Below are 20,346 nucleotides of genomic sequence, written 5' to 3' on the forward strand. Positions count from 1 at the left end.
CCGCCGTCTCGGAACGCGTCTGCTCGCATGGGGGCCGAGATCTGCCGTGCAAGACGTATGCCGGCACCTGGAGTGACCAGGTTTCCGCTTGGTGCCTACCTGCTGATCCTCAACCACCAATGTCGGATGCGGTCTGGAGAAACCAGTCTGAAGGTGCGATCTACCTCTGTACTGGACCTACAGGTGCTGTCCCCGATCCAGGAATGACCTTCTACCGCTGGCTGCCTGCCCCGCCTGACGCCGTGACACAGGCCGAAGCGGAGGCCGCCGCGCGACGCGTGTTGGCGTCGATCGGGCTCGAGGCCATCGATCTCGGCATGCAGCCTCGCGGCGACACCACCGAGCGCATGGGGTTCGTCGGCTGGCACACCTGGCTGTGGGCCGACTCCCCGTCGGACAAGCAGTGGGGGCGAGTCACCGCGACAGCATCAGACTCCGGGATAGCCGTCAGGCTGACCGCAGGCGCCACCCGCGTCCAGTGGGACATGGGCGACGGCGCCACCGTCTCCTGCGGGCGGGGCACCGCCTGGTCCGCTGCCAGGACCCAGGGCGGGAAGAACGTCGCGTCGCCCGACTGCGGACACGTCTACGAGGAGGACGGCCGCTACACCGTCACCGCGACCTCCACCTGGTCGGTGGACTGGTCCGCGGCCGGCTTCACCGGCACCCTCCCACTGCAGCTGAGTCGCTCCGCGGACGTCATCGTCGGTGAGTTGCAGTCGGTGTCGGTGCGATGACCACCCGCGACCAACGAGGGCTCGCGCTGTCGGTGTGGACCTCGGTGTCGCTGCCCGCCTTCATCCTCATGGTGGGCCTCGGGGTGGACTTCGCCGGGCATGCCGCCGCCGAGCAGGAGGCGAGGGCGGTGGCGTCCCAGGCGGCCAGAGCCGCGACACACGAGCTCCGCATCACCCCGGACGGCGCCACCCTCGACGTGGCCGCGGCCAAGAGGGAGGCGGTCAGCTTCGCCCGCGCGGCGGGGCTGTCCGCCGAGGCCAGGGTCGAGGGCGGCAACCGCGCCCACGTGACGGTGCGCGGCTCGTACGAGACTTTGTTTCTCGGCATCATCGCCATCAACACCATCCCCATCGAGGTGGAGGGCAGCGCCCAGGCCGTGACAACGCTCGACGGCGCCGAGGCCTGAGAAATCCTGTTCGCCCATGGCGATCACGGCTGGCCGTCGGGAATGACCGGCCCCATCGTCGGGTTGGGGGATTCAGCAAGGCCCCCGACGAAGGACCGACGATGACCGAAGCGGTAACCCGCCCCAAGCGCAACCAGGCCACCGGCGCCTGGGCCGACGGCGACAAGACGCCGCTGAACCCCAACGAGGTGTTCAAGCAGGCCGACGACGGGCTCAACGTCCGCGCCCGCATCGAGGAGGTCTACTCCAAGGAGGGCTTCTCCAGCATCGCGCCAGAGGATCTGCGCGGCAGGATGCGATGGTGGGGTCTCTACACGCAGCGCAAGCCCGGGATCGACGGCGGGAAGACCGCCACGCTGCCTCCCGAGGCCCTTGACGACGAGTTCTTCATGATGCGTGTGCGTTCCGACGGCGGGTCCCTGACCAACGAGCAGCTGCGGGTCGTCGCCACCATCTCCACCGAGTTCGCCCGCGACACGGCGGACATCTCGGACCGTGAGAACATCCAGCTGCACTGGATCCGCGTGGAGGACGTGCCGGAAATCTGGCGCCGCCTCGAGGCGGTGGGCCTGACCACCGCTGAGGCCTGCGGCGACACCCCCCGCGTCATCCTCGGCTCGCCCGTGGCGGGCATCGCCGCCAACGAGATCGTCGATGGCACCCCCGCCGTGCGCGCCATCCTGGACAACTACATCGGCACCCCCGAGTTCTCCAACCTGCCCCGCAAGTTCAAGACCGCCATCTCCGGCAGCCCCAACCTCGACGTGGCGCACGAGGCCAACGACGTGTCCTTCGTCGGCGTCGTCCACCCCGAACACGGCCCCGGCTTCGACGTATGGGCAGCCGGCGGGCTCTCCACCAACCCGATGTTCGCGCAGCGGCTCGGCGCGTGGGTGCCGCTGGAGGAGGTCCCAGAGGTGTGGAAGGGCGTGGTCTCGATCTTCCGCGACTACGGCTACCGCCGCCTCCGCAACCGCGCCCGCCTCAAGTTCCTCATGGCGGACTGGGGGCCGGAGAAGTTCCGCCACGTCCTCGAGACCGAGTACCTGGGGCGCAAGCTTCTCGACGGCCCACCCCAGGACGCCACCCACCTCCGCCGCGACCATGTGGGCGTCAACGCCCAGGCCGACGGCACGTTCTGGGTGGGCGTCGCGCCCATCGCCGGCCGCGTCTCGGGCACCCGGCTCACCCGCATCGCGGACCTCGCCGCCCAGCACGGCTCCGGCCGCGTTCGGCTCACCCCCCACCAGAAGCTGCTCGTCCTCGACGTGCCCGGCGACGCCGTCGAGGCTCTCGTCGAGGCGCTCGACGCCGAGGACCTGCCCGCGCGGCCGTCGGAGTTCCGCCGCGGCGTGATGGCCTGCACCGGCATCGAGTACTGCAAGCTGGCGCTCGTGGAGACGAAGGCGCGCGCCCGCCTCATCGTCGAGGAGCTCGAGGCCCGGCTCCCGGAATTCGACGTGCCGTTCAGCATCCACGTCAACGGCTGCCCCAACGCCTGCGCCCGCACCCAGGTGGCGGACGTGGGCCTCAAGGGCATGGTGCAGTCCGACGCGGACGGCAACCTCGTCGAGCTCTTCCAGGTGCACCTCGGCGGCGGACTCGGCGCCACCCCGCAGTTGGCCCGCAAGACCAGGGCACTGAAGGTGGCGGCCGCGGACCTGCCGGACTACATCGAGCGCCTGGCACGCACGTTCCTCGCCCACCGCGACGCCGACGAGCCCTTCGCGCAGTGGGCCCACCGGGCCGACGAGGACCTCCTGCGATGAGCGCGGTGATCTTCCACTGCCCGTTCTGCGCGGAGGAGGACCTGCGCCCCGTCGAGGAGCCCATCGGGGCCTGGCACTGCCTGGCCTGCGCCCGAGTGTTCTCCGTCACCCAGCACCGGGTGGCAGCCGAGCACATCCCAGCCCGGATCGCCGAAGAGGAGGCCAAGCACCATGGATGACCTGCACGCCATCGCCGACGAGGCCAACGAGCGGTTCACCGCCCTCGAGTCGGACCCCGCCTACGCGGGCCACCTCGGCAAGGTGAAGCTCAGCCGCGAGGTCCTGCAGTGGGCCGAGGAAACCTTCGGCGCGGACATCACTGTCGCGTCGTCGATGGGCGACGAGGTGCTGGTGGAGCTGATCGCCCAGTCGGCGCCCAGCCTTGACGTGTTCTTCCTCGACACCGGCTACCACTTCGCCGAGACCCTCGAAACCCGCGACCACTACGCCGAACGCGTCAAGATCCGCACCATCCTGCCCGTGCTGAGCGTCAACCAGCAGGACGCCGAATACGGAGCCCGGCTCCACGACCGCGACCCAGACCTCTGCTGCGCCATGCGCAAGGTGGAGCCCCTCAACCGCGCCATCGCCGGTCACAAGGCCTGGGTCACGGGGATGCGGCGGGTTGACGCGCCCACCCGCACCGACATCACGCTGGTGGGCTTCGACGAGAAGCGGCGGATCGTCAAGCTCAACCCGATCGCGGCCTGGGACGACGACGACGTGGACCGGTTCGCCTTCGAGGAGGACGTCCACCTCAACCCGCTGCGGGAGCTCGGCTACGCGTCGATCGGCTGCGCGCCCTGCACGCGCCCCGTCGCCCCCGGAGAAGACCCCCGAGCCGGCCGCTGGGCCGGGAAGAACAAGACCGAATGCGGATTGCACACATGACACTTCCCCCCGAATACACCCTGGACCACCTGGACCACCTGGAGTCCGAGGCCATCCACATCTTCCGGGAGGTGGAGGGCGAGTTCGAGCGCCCCGTCATCCTGTTCAGCGGCGGCAAGGACTCCGTCGTCATGCTGCACCTGGCGCTCAAGGCGTTCGCCCCGGCGCCGCTGCCGTTCGCGCTCCTCCACGTGGACACCGGCCACAACTTCCCCGAGGTGCTGACCTACCGCGACGACACCGTCGCGCGGATCGGCGCCCGGCTCCACGTGGCCTCCGTGCAGGACTACATCGACGACGGACGCCTCCGCGAGCGCCCCGACGGCACCCGCAACCCGCTTCAGACCGTCCCGCTGCTCGACGCCATCGAGGCCGGCCGATTCGACGCCGTGTTCGGCGGCGGGCGGCGCGACGAGGAGAAGGCCCGCGCCAAGGAGCGGGTGTTCTCGCTGCGCGACTCTTTCGGCGCCTGGGATCCCCGCAGGCAGCGCCCCGAGCTGTGGGAGCTGTACAACGGCAAGCACTCGCCCGGCGAGCACGTGCGCGTCTTCCCGCTGTCCAACTGGACCGAACTCGACGTGTGGCGCTACATCGAGCGTGAGCGCATCGAGCTGCCCGGCCTGTACTACGCGCACGAGCGTGAGGTGTTCAATCGCGACGGCATGTGGCTGACCGCGGGGGAGTGGGGCGGCCCGAAGCCGGGCGAGCCCACCCAGACCCGCATCGTGCGCTACCGCACCGTCGGCGACATGAGCTGCACGGGCGCCGTCGAGTCCGACGCGGCCGACGTGGCGGGCGTGATCCTCGAGGTCGCTGCCTCGCGTATCACCGAGCGCGGCGCAACCCGCGCCGACGACCGGCTCTCCGAGGCCGCCATGGAAGACCGCAAGAAGCAGGGATATTTCTGATGACGCACGACCTCCTCCGGCTCGCGACGGCGGGTTCCGTCGACGACGGCAAGTCCACCCTGGTGGGGCGCCTCCTCTACGACACCAAGTCTGTGCTCGCTGATCAGCTCGACGCGGTGGAGAGGGTGTCGAAGGAGCGCGGCCTCGAGGGCGCGGACCTGGCGCTCCTCACCGACGGGCTGCGCGCCGAGCGTGAACAGGGCATCACCATCGACGTGGCCTACCGCTACTTCTCCACCGCCAACCGCTCCTACGTGCTGGCGGACACCCCCGGCCACGTGCAGTACACGCGCAACATGGTCACCGGCGCCTCCACCGCCGAGCTGGCGCTGATCCTCGTCGACGCCCGCTACGGCGTCGTCGAGCAGACCCGGCGACACCTCGCCGTCACCGGGCTTCTGGGCGTGCGGCACGTGGCTCTGGCGGTGAACAAGATGGACCTGGTGGAGTGGAGCCGGGAGCGCTACGACGAGATCGTGGCCGACGCGCGGGCACTGGCCGCCCGCTTCGACATCGAGGACGTGGTGGCGGTGCCCCTCTCGGCGCTGCTGGGTGACAACGTCGTGGACCGCTCGGCCCACACCGCCTGGTACGACGGGCCCACGCTCCTGGAACACCTGGAGTCGGTCCCCGTCGGCACCGATCCCTCGGAACAGCCGCTTCGGTTCCCCGTCCAGGTGGTCATCCGCCCCCAATCGGGGGAGCACCGCGACTACCGCGGCTACGCGGGGCGGATCACCGCCGGCGTGGTCAAGGTGGGCGACGAGGTGGCCGTGCTGCCCGGCGGACGGACCACCACCGTCGTCGGCATCGACCTGGGGCAGGCCGACGGCTCGGTGCGGGAGTTGGAGGTGGCGCACGCGCCGCAGTCCGTGACCCTGCGGTTGGCCGACGACATCGACATCTCGCGGGGCGATCTCATCGCGGAGCCCGAGCGTCGCGGGTATGTGACGCGCTCGGTCGGTGGCACGGTGTGCGTGCTGTCGGAGCGCCCGATCCGCCCGCGGGACCGCGTGCTGCTGCGCGCCGGCACGCGCACGGTGCGGGCCATGGTGGAGGAGATCATCGACCTGCTCGACATCGACACGGTCGACTACCGCCGCGCCCCGCAGGAGCTGCGCCTCAACGACATCGGCCGGGTCAGGGTCCGGCTGGCCGACGACCTGCCCATCGACGATTACCACGAGTTGCGCAGGAGCGGCGCGTTCCTGCTGATCGACGACGCCGACGGCGCCACCCTGGCCGCCGGTATGGCGGACGCCCCGGACCGCTACGCGGGCGCCGACATCTGACGTTTCGCCGCCCGTTGTGGTTGGGTGTGGTGGGGGCCGGGCCGCTGCGCGGGCGCCGACATCTGACCTTCCGCCGCCCGTTGTGGTCGGGTTGGCGGCGTGTGGTGGGGGCCGGGCCGCCCATGATGCCGGCGGCGGCGCTTCGCGCTGCGACGCCGTCCTCAACGCCCACCCAACCTGCCCCGGCCCCCACCACCCACCGCCCTGCTGTCCCCGTCGGTCGCGTCGCCTGGCTTATGTTTCACCGCCTGCCCTATAGCGCAGGCGCCCCGCAGCCGCCTGTCCTATGTTCGGGCGCCCGCGCTGTAGCGCGGGCGCTCAGACTTATCGCAGGCGCCGAGGGGGCGGCTGCCGGAGGTGGGACGGCGCGCGACGCGGGTTGTGCGCGAGGGTGGGGGACGGCAGGGCGTTCTGCGTCGGGGTGCCCAGCTTGAGGGTCACCGAACTGGCGTCCCGCCTGGACAGACCTTCACCAGGCCGCCCTGTCGGCACCAGCCCGGGGCCGGCCACGCCACCTCCGGACCAGTGCAGGGAGACATGAGACGAGGCCCGTGCGGCCTCGACTACCCTGCCCCTGACCGGCTTGCGGTCGAGAAGCAGAGTGTGGTCAAGGGCCGCACGGGCCTCGTGTCATGTCTCCCGGCACCGGGAGCGGGAGGCGATATCAGCTCACGCGGTCGCGATGCGGAACATCGCCCAGCTGACCGCAGGGAGCTCCGCCTTCAGGACGCCGTCGACGATCGCGGCGCCGTCGATCGACTGGGGCTCGACCGACGTCGAGTCCTGCATCGACGCCGCCCAGGTGTGATCCGGGTTGGACAGCTGGACCGCCTCGACGAGTCGCGCCTCGCCGAACGCCTTGAGGTTGACCTCGATGGGTGCCGTCCCCGCCATCCCTCGGTTGACCACGAACACCGCGACCTCTCCAGCCTCGGCGTCGTGCGTGGCCACCGCGTCGATCTGGGCGACCTCGCCATACTTGGCCGTCTCGTAGGTCTCGCTCCGGACGGGAACGTTGAGCACAGATCCCTTTGCGTACCTCGAGGTGAGCGCGAACGGGTGGAAGGTGGTCTGCTTCCATGCAGGGCCGCCGGGCTCGGTCATGATCGGGGCGATCACGTTGACCAGCTGCGCCAGCGACGCGGAGTGCACCCGGTCCGTGTGGCGCAGCAGCGAGATGAGCAGGTTGCCCACCACGACTGCGTCGGCCACGTTGTAGAGGTCCTCGAGGAGCCGGGGTGCCACCGGCCAGTCGTCGCCCTCGGACACCTTGGACTCGACCCGCTGCTGGTACCAGACGTTCCACTCGTCGAACGAGATGTCGATCCGCTTGGTGCGCTTGGTCGCTGTCCGCACCGCGTCCGCCGTCGCGACCACGCCGTCGATGAAGCTGTCCATGTTGACGGCGGAGGCCAGGAACGAACCGAGGTCGCCCTCGTCCTCGTAGTAGTAGACGTGGGCAGAGACCATATCCACCACGTCATAGGTCTCCGTCAGGACCACCCGCTCCCACTCGCCGAAGGTGGGCATCTCGGTGTTGGATGAGCCGCAGGCCACCAGCTCCAGGCCCGGATCGATCATCCGCATGGCGCGCGCGGTCTCGGCGGCGAGGCGGCCGTATTCCTGGGGGGTCTTGTGGCCGATCTGCCAGGGCCCGTCCATCTCGTTGCCGAGGCACCACATCTTCACGCGGTACGGGTCCTCGACGCCGTTGCCGCGGCGCTGATCGGCGAAGTGCGAGCCGCGCGGCACGTTGCAGTATTCGAGGATGTCCAGCGACTCCTGGATGCCGCGGGTGCCGAGGTTGACGGCCATCATCGGCTCGACATCGGCCTTGACGCACCACGACATGAACTCGTCGGTGCCGAAGGTGTTGGGCTCGGTGGAGTGCCAGGCCAGGTCCAGGCGGGCGGGGCGCTGGTCGACGGGGCCGACGCCGTCCTCCCAGCGGTACCCGGAGACGAAGTTGCCGCCGGGGTAGCGCACGGTGGAGACGCCGAGCTCGCGGACCAGCTCGAGGACATCCTGGCGGAAGCCCTGGTCGTCGGCGGTGGGGTGGCCGGGTTCGTAGATGCCGGTGTAGACGCAGCGCCCGAGGTGCTCCACGAAGGAGCCGAAGGTCCTGGGGCGGACCGGGCCGACGACGAAGTCCGGGTCCACGCTGATGCGATGAGATGTCATGGTGTGTGTCTTCCTCAGACGAGTGTGGTTCGGGGTGCCCGGCACGCTGCGGGGCAAAGCGAAACGGGGCGATCGGGTAGCCCGCGGGCTAAGCCCGATCGCCCCGTTTCAGAGGGATGGGAGACGACGACTACTCGCCGAGCTCGTTCTGCAGGTCAGACTGCGCCTGGTTCAGCGCGTCCTCGATCGGCACATCGTTTTCGAAGATGTCGTTGAGGGTCTGGGTGTTGAGCAGGTTGTTCACCGAGGGCATGGAGCCGTTGGTGAAGGACTCCAGGTGTCCGATGCTGTCCTGGATCTCCAGGAGGGGCTCGAACGGGTTGTTCTGGAAGTACTGGACGAACTTGTTGTCCGGGTTGTGCGTGATCTCCTGATCCGCCCACACCTCGGTGTTGAGCGGGTCGAAGCCCAGCAGCTCCCAGGTGGAGATGTTGCCCTCGGTGCCCAGCTTGGCCCACGCGATGAACTCGGCGGCCAGTTCGGCGTTCTCGCCGTCCTTGATCACCGCGGTGCCCGTGCCGCCGCCGCCGACGGAGATGTTGACCGGGTTCTCGACGGTGGGCGGGGGAGCGATGGCGATCTTCTCGGCGAAGTCAGGCATGTAGGCCAGGTAGCGCGAGGTGAACCAGAACGGCATCACGGCAGCGGCGAAGTCGCCGTTGTTGTAGGCGCCGAAGGCCTCTTCGGTGTCAGGCTGGCCGCCCGGGGGGACGGCGGCGGCGTTGGCGTCCTGAAGACCCTTGAGGATGGTGATCGCCTCGATCATCTCGGGGCTGTTGACGTTGACCTTGCCGTCCTCGGTGAAGTACTCGCCGCCGAGCTGGGCCAGAAGGAGGCCCTCCTGCCAGGCTGCGGAGGTGTCGACGGTGCCCAGGTACTTGCCGGTCTTCTCGAAGTACTCGGCGCCGGCCTCCTTGTAGTCGTCCCACGTCACGATCGTCGTGTAGTCGATCCCGGCGGCCTCGAGCAGTTCGGTGTTGTAGAACGCGACGGTGGCGCCCACGTGGAAGTCGAGCCCGTAGAGGGCGTCGTCCTTGGAGAACAGGTCGAGGCGGGCCTCGACGATGTTGTCGCGGTAGGGGGCGGCGGCCTCGGTGAGGTCCATCAGCGCCGGGGTGCCCTGCGTGAACTGCGGGAACTTGCCGGCCTCGATGTCGGAGATGTCCGGGGCGCCCTGGCCCGAGGTGAGCGCGATCTGCAGCTTGTTGTGCATGTCGTCGTAGGGAAGAACGTTGACGGCGATCTGGACGAGCTTGTCGGGGTTCTGCTCGTTCCAGATCTCGGCCATCTCGGTGTAGAACTGCGCGTGCAGCTCCACGAACGTCCACAGCTCCAGTTCGGTGGCGCCCTCGACGGCCTCCTGGGTGATGACGGAGCCCTCAGCGGTCGACTCGGCCGACGTGTCGGGCGTAGCGGTGTTGCACGCGGTGAGGGCCATGGTGGCCATGCCCGCTGCAAGAGCCGCTGTGGCGAACTTCTTGAGTTTCATCGACAGATACCTTTCTTGTCCTCCAGCACCTGCGCTGGGGAGTCGGATGATGGGTAGTGGTGGACGGGGGAGTGGGCGTCAGCCCTTGACGGCGCCGGCGGTCATGCCTTCGATGAAGAACCGCTGGAACAGGATGAACAGGATGAAGATCGGGATCATGGAGAAGAACGACCCGACGATGAGGAGTTCGTAGTTGTTCCCGTACGGGGTCAACAACGTGTTGAGGCCGATGGGCAGCGTGTACTTGTCCGGGCTGCGCAGGGCGAGCAGCGGCCAGAGGAAGTTGTTCCAGCTGCCCATGCCGTTGAGGATCGCCATGGCTGCGAACGCGGGCTTGGTCAGCGGCAGCACGAGACGGAAGAAGATGCCCATCTCGGTGACGCCGTCGAGACGGCCCGCCTCGACGATCTCCTTGGGGATTCCGCGGAGGTACTGCCGGAAGAACATGATGGTCACCGCGTGCGCCAGGAACGGCAGGATCACCGCGGTGTAGGTGTCCTGCAGCTGCATGTCGTTGATCTGGATGTAGAGCGGGAGCATGAGCATCTCGAAGGGCACCGACATGAGCAGGATCACGGAGACGAACAAGGCGCTCTTGAACCGGAACTCGTACATGGCGAAGCCGTAGGCGACGAACGAGCTGATCGCCAGCGTCAGCCCCACCTGGAGAACTGTCACCAGGGTGCTATTGAAGAACCAGCGGAAGTAGCTTCCGGAGTCCGTGAACAGGGCCACCCAGTTGTCGAAGCTGGCCGTGGAGAAGTTGATGCCGAGGTTGAGGCCGTAGCGCACGATCATGTTGCCGTCCTGGAAGGTGGCGACGAAGATCGCCCAGAACGGGAGCAGCACGAGCAGGCCCAGGCCGACGAAGAACAGGACCATCAGCGCCGTGGCGCCCCGGGAACGGCGGCGGAACGCCTTGCCTTCGTCGCTCATCTGGCGGTCGTTCTTGCCGATGCGCGAGGCCTTCTTCTTGGTGAGCCTGGCGTCGATCGGCTTCACCTGCGACGACGAGGTGCTCATCGCTCCTCCTTCTTGAAGGTCCCGGTGGCGATCAGCTGCGGGATGTTGATGGCAAGCACGATGATGAGGAGCACCACGCCCACGGCCGAGGCGTAGCCGAGGTCGTTCTTCTCGATGCCCTGCCGGTACAGGTAGCCGACGATGGTGAGGCCGATGTTCTGCGGGGAGTTGTTCCCACCCCAGAGCATGAAGCTCTCCAGGAACATCGCCAGGCCGCCGTAGACGCTGATGGTGATGACGAAGACGATGGTGGGCTTCATCTGGGGGACGGTGACGTGCCAGAACTTCTGCCACGCCGACGCGCCGTCCAGTGAGGCGGCCTCGTAGTAGTCGTTGGGGATGGCCTGCAGGCCGGCGAGGAAGTACAGGATGTTGACGCCCGTCCAGCGCCAGCTCGCCACGGTGAGCAGCGCCATGAAGCCGGTCTCGCTGCCCTTGAGCCACTTCACCGGATCCACGCCGAATGCTCCGACGATCTGATTCATCAGCGCGGTGGGGGACTCGGAGAAGATCAGGCGGAAGACGATGCCCGCGATCACGACCGAGGTGAGCGCCGGGATGAACATCACCGACTTGAAGATGGCCTTCATCTTGTCCGTGCCGAGCTTGGAATTGATGAGCACGGCCAGCAGCAGCGGGATGGGGATGAGCAGGAACAGCGTGAAGATCATGTACTTCATGGAGTTGCCGAGGGCCACGTAGAAGAGGCGATCGCCGATCAGCCGCTCGAAGTTGGCCAGGCCGACGTTGGTCACCGAGCCCGGGATGATGTCCTGCGTGCTCATGATGAACGACTTGATCAGCGGGCTCACCCAGAAGATCGCCAGCGTCAGGACGAACGGCAATACGAAGATGTAAGGGGCCACCTTGGGCGAGTAGAGCCATCTCTTCACTGAGCTGACCCCCGTCCTGACCTGTATGTGCGCTGGATCACAGCGAGCCTCCGCCTCTTGCACGCCGACATGGGCGTGCCACCTGTTATAGCGTTGAAAACGAGCTCGGCGTCCGTGCCGACCCGCTCCGATGAGCCTGTTTGACCAACTTCGGCCACGTCCGGTTTACATCGATGAGATAAAGCTAAACCGCGACCGGCACCCGCGTCAAGGGGGGTCCGGGATTGGGTCCGTATCGTGATCTTTCGCCGGCGTCGAGGCAGCCACTAGGCTCAGCCGCGTGAGTCAGTTCGGGGACGTCCTCAACCTTCCGCTGCGGCACGCCGGCAAGGTGCGCGAGTTGTACACCGTCGACGACGGCGGCACCGAGCGCATCCTGATGGTGGCCACAGACAACATCTCGGCCTTCGATCACGTGCTGGCCACCCCCATCCCGGACAAGGGGGCCATCCTCACCCAGCTCAGCCTCTGGTGGTTCGCGCAGCTGGCGGACCTCGTCGACAACCACGTGGTGAGCACCGACGTGCCGGCTGCTGTCGCGGGGCGGGCCACGCTCGTCGAGGCGCTGGACATGGTGGAGGTGGAGTGCGTCGCCCGCGGCTACCTCACCGGATCCGGGTGGGCCGAATACCAGGTGTCGCGGACGGTGTGCGGCGTGCCGCTGCCCGAGGGGCTGCGCGACGGCGACAAGCTGCCGGAGCCGATCTTCACCCCGGCCATCAAGGCGCCGCTGGGTGCGCACGACGAGAATGTGGACTTCGCCACGATCGCCTCCCTCCACGGTGAGGAGCTGGCCGGTGAGCTTAGGGACCTGACGCTGAGGATCTACGCGCGCGCCCAGGAGATCGCGGCGGCGCGAGGGATCATCCTGGCCGACACCAAGTTCGAGTTCGGCCGCCGCGCCGACGGCACCCTGGTGTTGGCCGACGAGGTGCTGACGCCGGACTCCTCGCGGTTCTGGGACGCCGAGACGTGGAAGCCGGGGGAGTCGCTGCCGAGCTTCGACAAGCAGTACGTGCGCGACTGGCTGGCGAAGGACTCCGGCTGGGACAGGGCGACGGACACCCCGCCCCCGCCGTTGCCTGACGAGGTGGTCGCGGCCACTCGTGAGCGCTACCTCGAGGCCTACAGTCGCCTGACCGGCCGCGGCTTCGCCCCCGTCGGGTCCACTGAGGCGTAATCTCGGCCGCATGACCATCCGCATGCTCGCCCTGCTCGACGGCACCCTCGTGGACCCCGCGACACCCATCGTCCGCGCAGACGATCAGGGCGTGGTCCGAGGCGACGGCGTGTTCGACGCGATGCTGGCCAGCTTCGGCCGCGCGCACCACCTCGACGAGCACCTCGACAGGCTGGCCACCTCCGCCCGCATCCTCCAGTTGCCCGCCCCCGACGAGGCCGGCTACCGCCGCGCCGTCGCCGCGATCCTGGCGGCCTGGGACTGGGACGAGGATCCCGAGGCGGTCCTGCGGACGATCATGACCCGCGGCCCCGAGGGCCTCGACGAGCCCAACGGCTGGGTGATGGCCGCGCCGCTCGACGCCACCACGAAGCGCGAACGCGCCGAGGGGGTCCGGGTGCTGATCCTGGACCGCGGTTTCGAGGGCGCCGACGTGGCCCCGCTGCCCTGGCTCCTGCCGGGTGCGAAGTCGCTGTCCTACGGCATCAACATGGCCGCGAAGCGCTACGCGAAGGCCAACGGCGCCGACGACGTCATCTTCGTCACCCCGTCGGGCTCACTCCTGGAGGGCCCCACGTCGAGCGTGGTGCTGGACATCGACGGGATCCTCGTCACGCCCCCGCTCCACGGCATCCTGCGCTCCATCACCATCGCCGAGCTCCTCGACAAGGCGGAGGGTGCGGGACTGACCGTCGAGGTCGCCGCCCTCACCCGCTCGGACCTGGAGCGCTGCCGCGGTGCCTGGCTGCTGTCCAGCGGCCGCATTGTCGCGCCGGTCACGCACGTCGACGGTGAGCCCATGCCGCACTCTCCCCTCGGCGCCCGGCTGGCAGAGGTGCTGACCCCCCGCGGCGAGTGATGCTGGTTCCACCGTCGATCTCCTACGCGGAGCTGCCCGCCGAGGCCGTCGCGTTGCTCTACGAGGTGGCGGCCAAGGCCAGGGCGCTCCTGAACGGCACCCTCACCGTCGACCGCGACGGCGCGCGCGTCACGCTGCGGATCACCGAGGTGGAGGCCTACGGCGGAGGATTCGACCCCGCGTCGCACGCCTTCCGTGGCCCCTCCGCACGTAACGCCGCCATGTTCGGGCCCGGGCAGCACGCCTACGTGTACCGGCACATGGGCCTGCACACCTGCTTCAACGTGGTGGTGGCCGTGGACGGCACCCCCACCGGGGTGCTGATCCGGGCCGGCGAGGTGATCGAGGGCCTCGAGACCGCCCGGGCGCGGCGTTCGGCCAGGGGCGTGACCCGCCGCGACACCGACCTCGCAGCCGGGCCCGCCCGGCTCACCGTCGCCATGGGCATCACCCTCCCAGACGCCGGCGCTCCGCTCGACGGCAGCACCGGCCTCACGCTCACCCCGCGGGTGGGGGAGGAGCCGCGGGTCGCCGTCGGTCCGCGCATCGGCGTGGGCAAGGCCGCGGACTTCCCGCTCCGGTTCTGGATCGACGGCGACCCCACCGTCTCCCGCTGACGCTCACGCCTGGAAGGCGACGATCCGCTCCACGGCCTCCGCGATCGCGGCGCTGCCGGCGGCGAAGCTGATCCGCACGGTGCGGTCGCCCAGCCGGGAGTCGAAGTCGCGCCCCGGAGTCACCGCGACCCCGGTGGCCTCCAACAGCGCCGAGGCGTAGGCAGCCGACGTGCCCCACCGGTCCAGCTGGTCCCCGAGGTCGGCGTAGTAGTAGAAGGCCCCGTCCGCCGGCGCCGCGACACCCCACCCCAGGCGGTCCGCGGCTGCCAGCAACACCGAGCGGGCGGCGGCGAAGTCGGCCACAGCCTCGTCGCACTCGGCGTAGGACGCGTCGTCGAACGCCCTCAGCGCCGCGTACTGCGCCGGGGCGGGCGGGCAGAGCGCCAGGTTTCCAGCCAACGCGTCGACGGCGCCCGCCAGGTCCCCGGGCAGGACCAGCCAGCCGAGCCGCCACCCCGTCATTCCCCAGTACTTGCTGAGCGACGACACCACGACGGCGTCGCCGCTGAGCTCAAGGACGGAGGTCCCGCGGTCCGCACCCACGGGGTAGGTGACGCCGTGGTAGATCTCATCGCTGATCAGCCGCACCCCCTGGGCCGCGCACCACGCCACCAGTTCCGCCAGTTCGGAGCGGCTCACCATGGTGCCCGTGGGGTTGGCGGGGGAGGCGAGGATCAGCCCGGCCAGCGGCTCCTCCGCGTGGGCCGCCGCCAGCAGTTCGACGGTGGGCTGGAACCGCACCTCAGGTCCGCAGTCGATGTCGACCACCTCGCAGCCGAGCGAGCTGAGGATGTTGCGGTAGGCGGGGTAGCCGGGCCGGGCCAGCGCGACCCGGTCGCCCGCCTCGAACGCGGCCAGGAACGCGAGCAGGAATCCGCCGGAGGATCCGGTGGTGAGCGCGATGCGCTCAGCGCTCAGCTCCACCCCGTACCACCGTCGATAGTGTCCGGCCAACGCCTCCCGGAGCGGCCGGATGCCGAGCGCCGGGGTGTATCCGAACGGGCTTCCGACGGCGTGGAGCCGGGCAGCCTCGGCGCTGACGGCCGTCGGCGCGCCCCCTGCCGGCTCGCCCGCGCACAGCGAGATGACGTCGCGCCCGGCGGCCCGCAACGTGGCCACCCTGTCGAGGACGGTCATCACCTCGAACGGCGGGACGGCGGAGCGCGACGACGGCATGGGCGTCAGGGTACCGGCCGGCCCAGGAGTCTCTTGTGTCAGTGGCTTGACACAAGAGAACCGGGTCGTTATGTTTGTATCACTTATCTGACACAAGGAGAAGCAATGGTCATCTCGGGATTGGTCTCACTGGTGTTCCTGCCGCTGGCCATCATCATCGTCGGCGCCGCAGCGCTCCTGGCCGGTGGGCGTCGGGCGCGCTCCCTCGCCTTCGACGAGACGATCTACCCAGGCCTGCGATCGCTCCGGCGTGCCACGATCCGCTACCGGGGCATCGGGCTGGCCGTCGGCGGGGTGGCCGGGGCCGCCGCCCTGGCGTGGGGTCACCTCCGGCCGCTCACCTTCGCCGCACCCCTGCTGGCCGCGGTCGTCGTGGTCGCGGCCATCGTCGTCGGTCAGCAGAGCGCCTACCGGGCGGCGCGGGTCACCGGCAGCGCCGGTCTCGAGCGCCGGCAACTGCGCAGCTACCTGCCGCCGGCCCTGACCAGGTGGACGGTGTGCCTGCTGGCCCTGCTCCTCACGGCCGTCCTGTTCTCGACCCTCGCCGCGTCTCCCGACGACATGGGTCGCGCCGGGCGCGCCGTGTCGGTGTGGTGGATCGAGGGGGAGGGCGCGCAGTCAGGGACCTACGGAGCAGCCCGCACCCCGTTCCCCGGGAGCTTCTACACCTCATGGGTCGGTCTCGCCCTCGCGCTCCTCCTCGCGCTGGCGGTGCTCGGGCTCGTCCTGACGGTGCGCCGGCCGCGCAACGGTGCGGACCCAGAACTGGTCCGGGTGGACGACGCCCTGCGTCGGATCACCGTGGAGGGGATCGTGGCCGCCGTCGGGGTCGGCGTGAGCGGATCGGCCCTTGCCGTCACGCTGGTCTCGGGGATGGATCTGCTGGAGCTGGGTCCGGTGCCGCTCGCGACCGCGTCCGGTGCGGTCAGCCTCATTGTGGCCGTGGGTGCCCTGGTCGGACTCCTCGGGTCAGCCGTCGTGCTCCTGGTTCCCCGCGACGGGGGCGGGCGATGACGGTCGCGTTGCGCGTCGACTCGGCGGATCCCACCCCGCCCTACGAACAGCTGCGCCGGCAGCTGGCGGTGCTCATCCGCGCTGGGGCCGTGAGCGTGGGGACGAGGCTGCCCACCGTGCGGCAGCTGGCCAAGGACCTGGGCCTGGCCCCCGGCACGGTGATGCGCACGTACCGGGAGCTGGAGGGCGAGGGCCTGATAGCCAGCCGCCGGGGGCAAGGCACCGTCGTGGTCGGCGCGCCACAGCCCTCGGGCGAGGCGCTGGCCTCGCTCGCGGCCCGGTTCGTGACAGATGCGCAGCGATTGGGGGCGGCCGCGGGCGACATCCGGGCCTGCGTGGAGGCCGCCCTCGCCGGATCCTGATCAGTCCGAGGGTGGCCGGAGTCACGGTCGGCCGGGGGAGGTCCGCTAGGATCCGTGCCATGCCACGCGTCGTCGTCAACGTCATGCCGAAGCCCGAGATCCTGGATCCGCAGGGGAAGGCCGTCACGGGCGCCCTCAAGCGGCTGGGCTTCGACGGGCTCACCGTCCGCCAGGGCAAGCGGTTCGAGATCGAGGTCGACGGCGAGGTCACGCCCGAGGTGCTGGCCCAGATCGGCGAGGCGGCGGAGACGCTGCTCGCCAACACCGTCATCGAGTCCTTCGACGTGGTGGCCGACTGATGCCTCGCATCGGCGTCGTCACGTTCCCGGGGTCGCTGGACGACCATGATGCGCTGCGCGCCGTCCGGCTGACGGGGAGCGAGGCCGTGCCGCTGTGGCACGGGTCGGACTCCATCGACGGCGTGGACGCCATCATCCTGCCCGGCGGCTTCTCCTACGGCGACTACCTGCGCTGCGGCGCCATCGCGCGGTTCAGCCCCGTGATGGGCACCGTCATCGACGCCGCCAATGCCGGCATGCCGGTGCTCGGCATCTGCAACGGCTTCCAGCTCCTGTGCGAGGCGCACCTGCTTGAGGGCGCGATGATCCGCAACGAGGGCCAGCACTTCATCTGCCGCGACGTCCGCCTGCGGGTGGAGACCATCGACACCACGTGGACCTGCGCGTTCACCAAGGGCGATGAGATCACCATCGCCCTGAAGAACGGCGAGGGCAACTACCAGGCCTCCCCGGAGACGCTGCGCAAGCTGGAGGGCAACGATCAGGTGGTGTTCCGCTACCTGGACAACCCCAACGGGTCGGCCAACGACATCGCGGGCATCACCAACGAGCGGGGCAACGTCGTCGGCCTGATGCCGCACCCGGAGCACAACGTCGAGGAGCTGACCAGCCCCACCCTCGACGGGGTCACGTTCTTCGAGTCCGTCCTGCAGTTCCTCTCCGCCCGCGTCTGACTACGTCCGCCTTCCTCGCGGGGGCGGGTCTCGTGCTTGGATGGGGCCCATGCCGTCCGCGAACCTCACCCAGGCCGAGACCGCCAACCGCGCGCGCCATGTGCGCGTCCATGACTACCGCGTCGACGTCGACGTCCGCGACGCCACGAACCCGGCGGCGCACACCTTCCCGGTCACGTCGTCGATCACGCTCACGAGCCGATCCCGCGAGACCTGGCTGGACTTCATCGGCGAGGTCGACACACTCCTGATCGACGGGGTGGAGCGGCCCGTGGAGTACGACGGTGCCCGGATCCGGCTCGCCGGCCTACCCCGTCGCCGCTGCACGGTCACCGTGCACGCGCGCGGCCGGTACTCGCGCACGGGTGAGGGGCTGCACCGCTTCGTCGACCCGGCCGACGGCCAGACCTACCTCTACACCCAGTACGAGCCGGCCGATGCGCGGCGAGTGTTCCCCAACCTCGACCAGCCCGACATCCGGGCGCCCTTCTCGTTCTCTCTGACGGGTCAGGAGGGCTGGTGGCTGGGCTCCAACCAGCCGGAGGCCCGCCGGGAGACTGTGACCGACGGCGTGGTGCGGGTCGAGTTCGCGCCTACCCACACCCTGTCGACCTACATCACCTGCCTGGCCGCCGGGCCCTACCACCGCGTCGTCGACACGTGGCAGGGCATAGAGCTGGGGCTCATGTGCCGGCAGAGCCTGGCCCGGTACCTGGATTCGGAGGAGCTGTTCCGGCTGACCAGGGCGGGCCTGGACTGGCTGACCGCCAACTTCGGCGACTATCCCTGGGGCAGGAAGTACGACCAGATCTTCGTGCCCGAATACAACCTCGGGGCCATGGAGAACCCCGGCCTGGTCACCTTCACCGAGCAGTACCTCTTCCGCTCGCCCGCGACACCCGCGCAGCTGCAGGGCCGCGCCAACACCCTGGTGCACGAGATGAGCCACATGTGGTTCGGCGATCTGGTCACCCCCCGCTGGTGGGGCGACCTCTGGTTGAAGGAGAGCTTCGCCGAGTTCATGGGCACCCACATCTCCGTCGAGGCGTGCGGTTTCGCCGACGGCTGGGTGAACTTCGCCACGTCGCGGAAGGTGGGCGGCTACCTGGCCGATTCGATGCCGACCACGCACCCGGTCGTCGCCGACATCCCCGACCTCGAAGCGGCCAAGACGAACTTCGACCGGATCACCTACTCCAAGGGCGCCTCCGCTCTGACCCAGCTCGTGCACTACGTGGGGATCGAGGCGTTCCTGGCGGGGTGCCGTCGATACTTCCGCGCCCACGCCTTCGACTCCGCGACGCTGCCGGACTTCATCGCCGCCCTCGACGCTGAGACCGACCGCGACCTGCGCGGCTGGGTTGAGGCCTGGCTAGAGTCGGCCGGCCACGACCGGTTGAGCGCGCACTGGGACGTTCACGGCGGCTACCTGACCGGGCTGCGGGTGCGGCGCGACTTCTACGGGGCCGGCGACCCGAAGGCCGAGCGCCGCCACGCCACCACCGTCGGCCTCTACCGGCTGCACGGGGATCGCCTGCGGCTGGAACACGCCTTCGACGTGCGGATCGAGGCCGCGGAGGTGCGCATCCCCGAGGCCGACGGGCTGCCCGTGCCCGACGCCGTGCTGATCAACCACACGGACCAGACGTTCGCCCGCGTCGAGCTGGACGCCCGGAGTCGTGACGTGCTGCTGGCGCACGTGGCGGACCTGGAGCCGCTGGCGCGCGCGGTGGTGTGGACGGCGCTGTGGGGTGATGTGCGGGCGGGCCTGCTGGCTCCCGCGGACTTCGTCGACTCGGTGCTGCGCGCCAAGGAGCCGCAGTCCGGGGTGCTGGCCTCGCTGCAGGGGAGGGCCCTCACAGCGGTGGACCGGTACGCGGCCGACGGCGTCGCGGCAGGGTTGTGGCGCGACGGGTGTCGCGGGGCGGCGCTGGCGGCGGTCCCGGGTTCGGCGGAGCAGCTGTTGTGGACGAAGGCCTACCTGAGGGCCGCCGCGCTGGCGCCTCAGGACGTGCGCTGGGTGCTCGACGGCGGGATGCCCGGCCTTGAGGTGTCCGTCGACGTGGCGTGGCTGGGATGGCAGTCACTGGCCGCGCAGGGGAGCGCCTCGGACGCGGAGCTGGCGGCAGCGCTGGCCGCCGACGACACGGCCACCGGGCAGATGGCCCATCTGAAGGCGACGATGTCGCGGCCGGACCCGGCCGTGAAAGAGGCGGCCTGGCGGCGCGCCCACACCGTCGACGAGGAGACCAACGACGCAGTCGACGCCCTCATGGACGGTTTCGGCGCACCCGGGCAGGACGCGCTGCGCGCGAGGTTCGCGGGGCGATACTTCGAGCACCTGACCGAGGTGTGGCGCGACCACCCGATCGAGATCGCGATGCGGCTGGTGCAGGGGGGATTCCCCGTCGACGGCGTCGAGGCGGGCCACCGCTGGCTGCGCGAGCACCCGGACGCCCCGGATGCGCTGCGGCGGCTGGTCCGGGAGGAGGTCTACGAGGCTGAGGTCGCGGCGCATGTGCGGTCCGCCAACGCCCGAGCGGTCCCCGCGCCGCGCGTCGCGGCGGTAGATTGA

At 69.6% G+C, this 20,346-nt stretch carries 19 protein-coding genes and 1 pseudogene; 15 read left to right on the forward strand and 5 right to left on the reverse strand.

Annotation, left to right across the window (positions count from 1 at the left end; translation table 11 throughout):
- Positions 1-203 precede the first annotated feature (203 nt).
- The 7 genes from ACX1D1_RS05700 to cysN all read left to right on the forward strand — a co-directional run bounded on the left by ACX1D1_RS05700 (position 204) and on the right by cysN (position 6,004).
- Positions 204-737 carry a hypothetical protein gene (locus ACX1D1_RS05700; RefSeq protein ID WP_459056262.1) on the forward strand — a complete coding sequence of 178 codons (534 nt, stop codon included), beginning with the start codon at positions 204-206 and terminating at the stop codon, positions 735-737.
- Complete coding sequence (locus ACX1D1_RS05705) at positions 734-1,144, forward strand: hypothetical protein (RefSeq protein ID WP_459056263.1); 411 nt, start codon at positions 734-736, stop codon at positions 1,142-1,144. Before ACX1D1_RS05700 ends, ACX1D1_RS05705 begins: the two co-directional genes overlap by 4 nt.
- A gap of 101 nt (positions 1,145-1,245) precedes the next feature.
- Positions 1,246-2,913 carry a nitrite/sulfite reductase gene (locus tag ACX1D1_RS05710; RefSeq protein ID WP_459056264.1) on the forward strand — a complete coding sequence of 556 codons (1,668 nt, stop codon included), beginning with the start codon at positions 1,246-1,248 and terminating at the stop codon, positions 2,911-2,913.
- Positions 2,910-3,092 carry a hypothetical protein gene (locus tag ACX1D1_RS05715; protein ID WP_182782220.1) on the forward strand — a complete coding sequence of 61 codons (183 nt, stop codon included), beginning with the start codon at positions 2,910-2,912 and terminating at the stop codon, positions 3,090-3,092. The genes ACX1D1_RS05710 and ACX1D1_RS05715 overlap by 4 nt, the downstream gene beginning before the upstream one ends.
- The gene (locus ACX1D1_RS05720; RefSeq protein ID WP_459056265.1) at positions 3,085-3,804 is read left to right on the forward strand and encodes a phosphoadenylyl-sulfate reductase; all 720 of its coding nucleotides are present in this window, start codon (positions 3,085-3,087) and stop codon (positions 3,802-3,804) included. The genes ACX1D1_RS05715 and ACX1D1_RS05720 overlap by 8 nt, the downstream gene beginning before the upstream one ends.
- Positions 3,801-4,712 (forward strand): sulfate adenylyltransferase subunit CysD, encoded by a 912-nt coding sequence (cysD, locus tag ACX1D1_RS05725; protein WP_255422089.1) that lies wholly within the window; start codon positions 3,801-3,803, stop codon positions 4,710-4,712. Before ACX1D1_RS05720 ends, cysD begins: the two co-directional genes overlap by 4 nt.
- Positions 4,712-6,004 (forward strand): sulfate adenylyltransferase subunit CysN, encoded by a 1,293-nt coding sequence (gene cysN, locus ACX1D1_RS05730; RefSeq protein ID WP_182799065.1) that lies wholly within the window; start codon positions 4,712-4,714, stop codon positions 6,002-6,004. The genes cysD and cysN overlap by 1 nt, the downstream gene beginning before the upstream one ends.
- A 669-nt stretch (positions 6,005-6,673) precedes the next feature.
- Here the strand turns inward: cysN and arfA are convergent.
- The 4 genes from arfA to ACX1D1_RS05750 all read right to left on the reverse strand — a co-directional run bounded on the left by arfA (position 6,674) and on the right by ACX1D1_RS05750 (position 11,590).
- Positions 6,674-8,185 carry an arabinosylfuranosidase ArfA gene (arfA, locus tag ACX1D1_RS05735; protein WP_459056266.1) on the reverse strand — a complete coding sequence of 504 codons (1,512 nt, stop codon included), beginning with the start codon at positions 8,183-8,185 and terminating at the stop codon, positions 6,674-6,676.
- Positions 8,186-8,315: 130 nt separating this feature from the next.
- Entirely contained in the window at positions 8,316-9,674 is a 1,359-nt protein-coding gene (locus tag ACX1D1_RS05740) for an ABC transporter substrate-binding protein (RefSeq protein WP_459056267.1), read from the reverse strand.
- A 78-nt stretch (positions 9,675-9,752) separates the two neighbouring features.
- The gene (locus ACX1D1_RS05745) at positions 9,753-10,697 is read right to left on the reverse strand and encodes a carbohydrate ABC transporter permease (RefSeq protein ID WP_459056268.1); all 945 of its coding nucleotides are present in this window, start codon (positions 10,695-10,697) and stop codon (positions 9,753-9,755) included.
- The gene (locus ACX1D1_RS05750) at positions 10,694-11,590 is read right to left on the reverse strand and encodes a carbohydrate ABC transporter permease (protein WP_459056269.1); all 897 of its coding nucleotides are present in this window, start codon (positions 11,588-11,590) and stop codon (positions 10,694-10,696) included. Before ACX1D1_RS05750 ends, ACX1D1_RS05745 begins: the two co-directional genes overlap by 4 nt.
- A gap of 280 nt (positions 11,591-11,870) precedes the next feature.
- On the opposite strand from ACX1D1_RS05750, the pseudogene ACX1D1_RS05755 reads away from it, so the two are divergent.
- The 3 genes and pseudogenes from ACX1D1_RS05755 to ACX1D1_RS05765 form a co-directional block, all read left to right on the forward strand.
- A pseudogene (locus ACX1D1_RS05755) lies at positions 11,871-12,734 on the forward strand (phosphoribosylaminoimidazolesuccinocarboxamide synthase); the annotation flags it as partial.
- A gap of 46 nt (positions 12,735-12,780) precedes the next feature.
- Entirely contained in the window at positions 12,781-13,629 is an 849-nt protein-coding gene (locus ACX1D1_RS05760; protein WP_182799062.1) for an aminotransferase class IV, read from the forward strand.
- Positions 13,629-14,246 carry a DNA-3-methyladenine glycosylase gene (locus ACX1D1_RS05765; RefSeq protein ID WP_182782229.1) on the forward strand — a complete coding sequence of 206 codons (618 nt, stop codon included), beginning with the start codon at positions 13,629-13,631 and terminating at the stop codon, positions 14,244-14,246. Before ACX1D1_RS05760 ends, ACX1D1_RS05765 begins: the two co-directional genes overlap by 1 nt.
- A gap of 3 nt (positions 14,247-14,249) precedes the next feature.
- On the opposite strand, the gene ACX1D1_RS05770 is transcribed toward ACX1D1_RS05765, so the two are convergent.
- Positions 14,250-15,422: a pyridoxal phosphate-dependent aminotransferase gene (locus ACX1D1_RS05770; RefSeq protein ID WP_459056270.1), complete on the reverse strand. Its 1,173-nt coding sequence runs from the start codon at positions 15,420-15,422 to the stop codon at positions 14,250-14,252.
- Between the two features lie 105 nt (positions 15,423-15,527).
- Between ACX1D1_RS05770 and ACX1D1_RS05775 the strand changes: the two genes are divergently transcribed.
- Genes ACX1D1_RS05775 through pepN form a run of 5 tightly spaced genes read left to right on the forward strand, consistent with a single transcriptional unit; the run spans position 15,528 to position 20,346 of the window.
- A complete protein-coding gene (locus tag ACX1D1_RS05775) occupies positions 15,528-16,436 on the forward strand; it encodes a hypothetical protein (RefSeq protein ID WP_182799060.1) in 909 nt (302 codons plus the stop codon).
- Positions 16,433-16,798, forward strand: coding sequence for a GntR family transcriptional regulator (locus ACX1D1_RS05780; protein ID WP_182782232.1), 366 nt, complete (start codon positions 16,433-16,435; stop codon positions 16,796-16,798). The genes ACX1D1_RS05775 and ACX1D1_RS05780 overlap by 4 nt, the downstream gene beginning before the upstream one ends.
- Before the next feature lie 59 nt (positions 16,799-16,857).
- Entirely contained in the window at positions 16,858-17,097 is a 240-nt protein-coding gene (gene purS, locus ACX1D1_RS05785; RefSeq protein WP_182799059.1) for a phosphoribosylformylglycinamidine synthase subunit PurS, read from the forward strand.
- A complete protein-coding gene (purQ, locus tag ACX1D1_RS05790; protein ID WP_459056271.1) occupies positions 17,097-17,771 on the forward strand; it encodes a phosphoribosylformylglycinamidine synthase subunit PurQ in 675 nt (224 codons plus the stop codon). Before purS ends, purQ begins: the two co-directional genes overlap by 1 nt.
- Positions 17,772-17,820: 49 nt before the next feature.
- Positions 17,821-20,346: an aminopeptidase N gene (gene pepN, locus ACX1D1_RS05795; RefSeq protein WP_459056272.1), complete on the forward strand. Its 2,526-nt coding sequence runs from the start codon at positions 17,821-17,823 to the stop codon at positions 20,344-20,346.

This window comes from Tessaracoccus luoxuelianae (assembly GCF_054483915.1).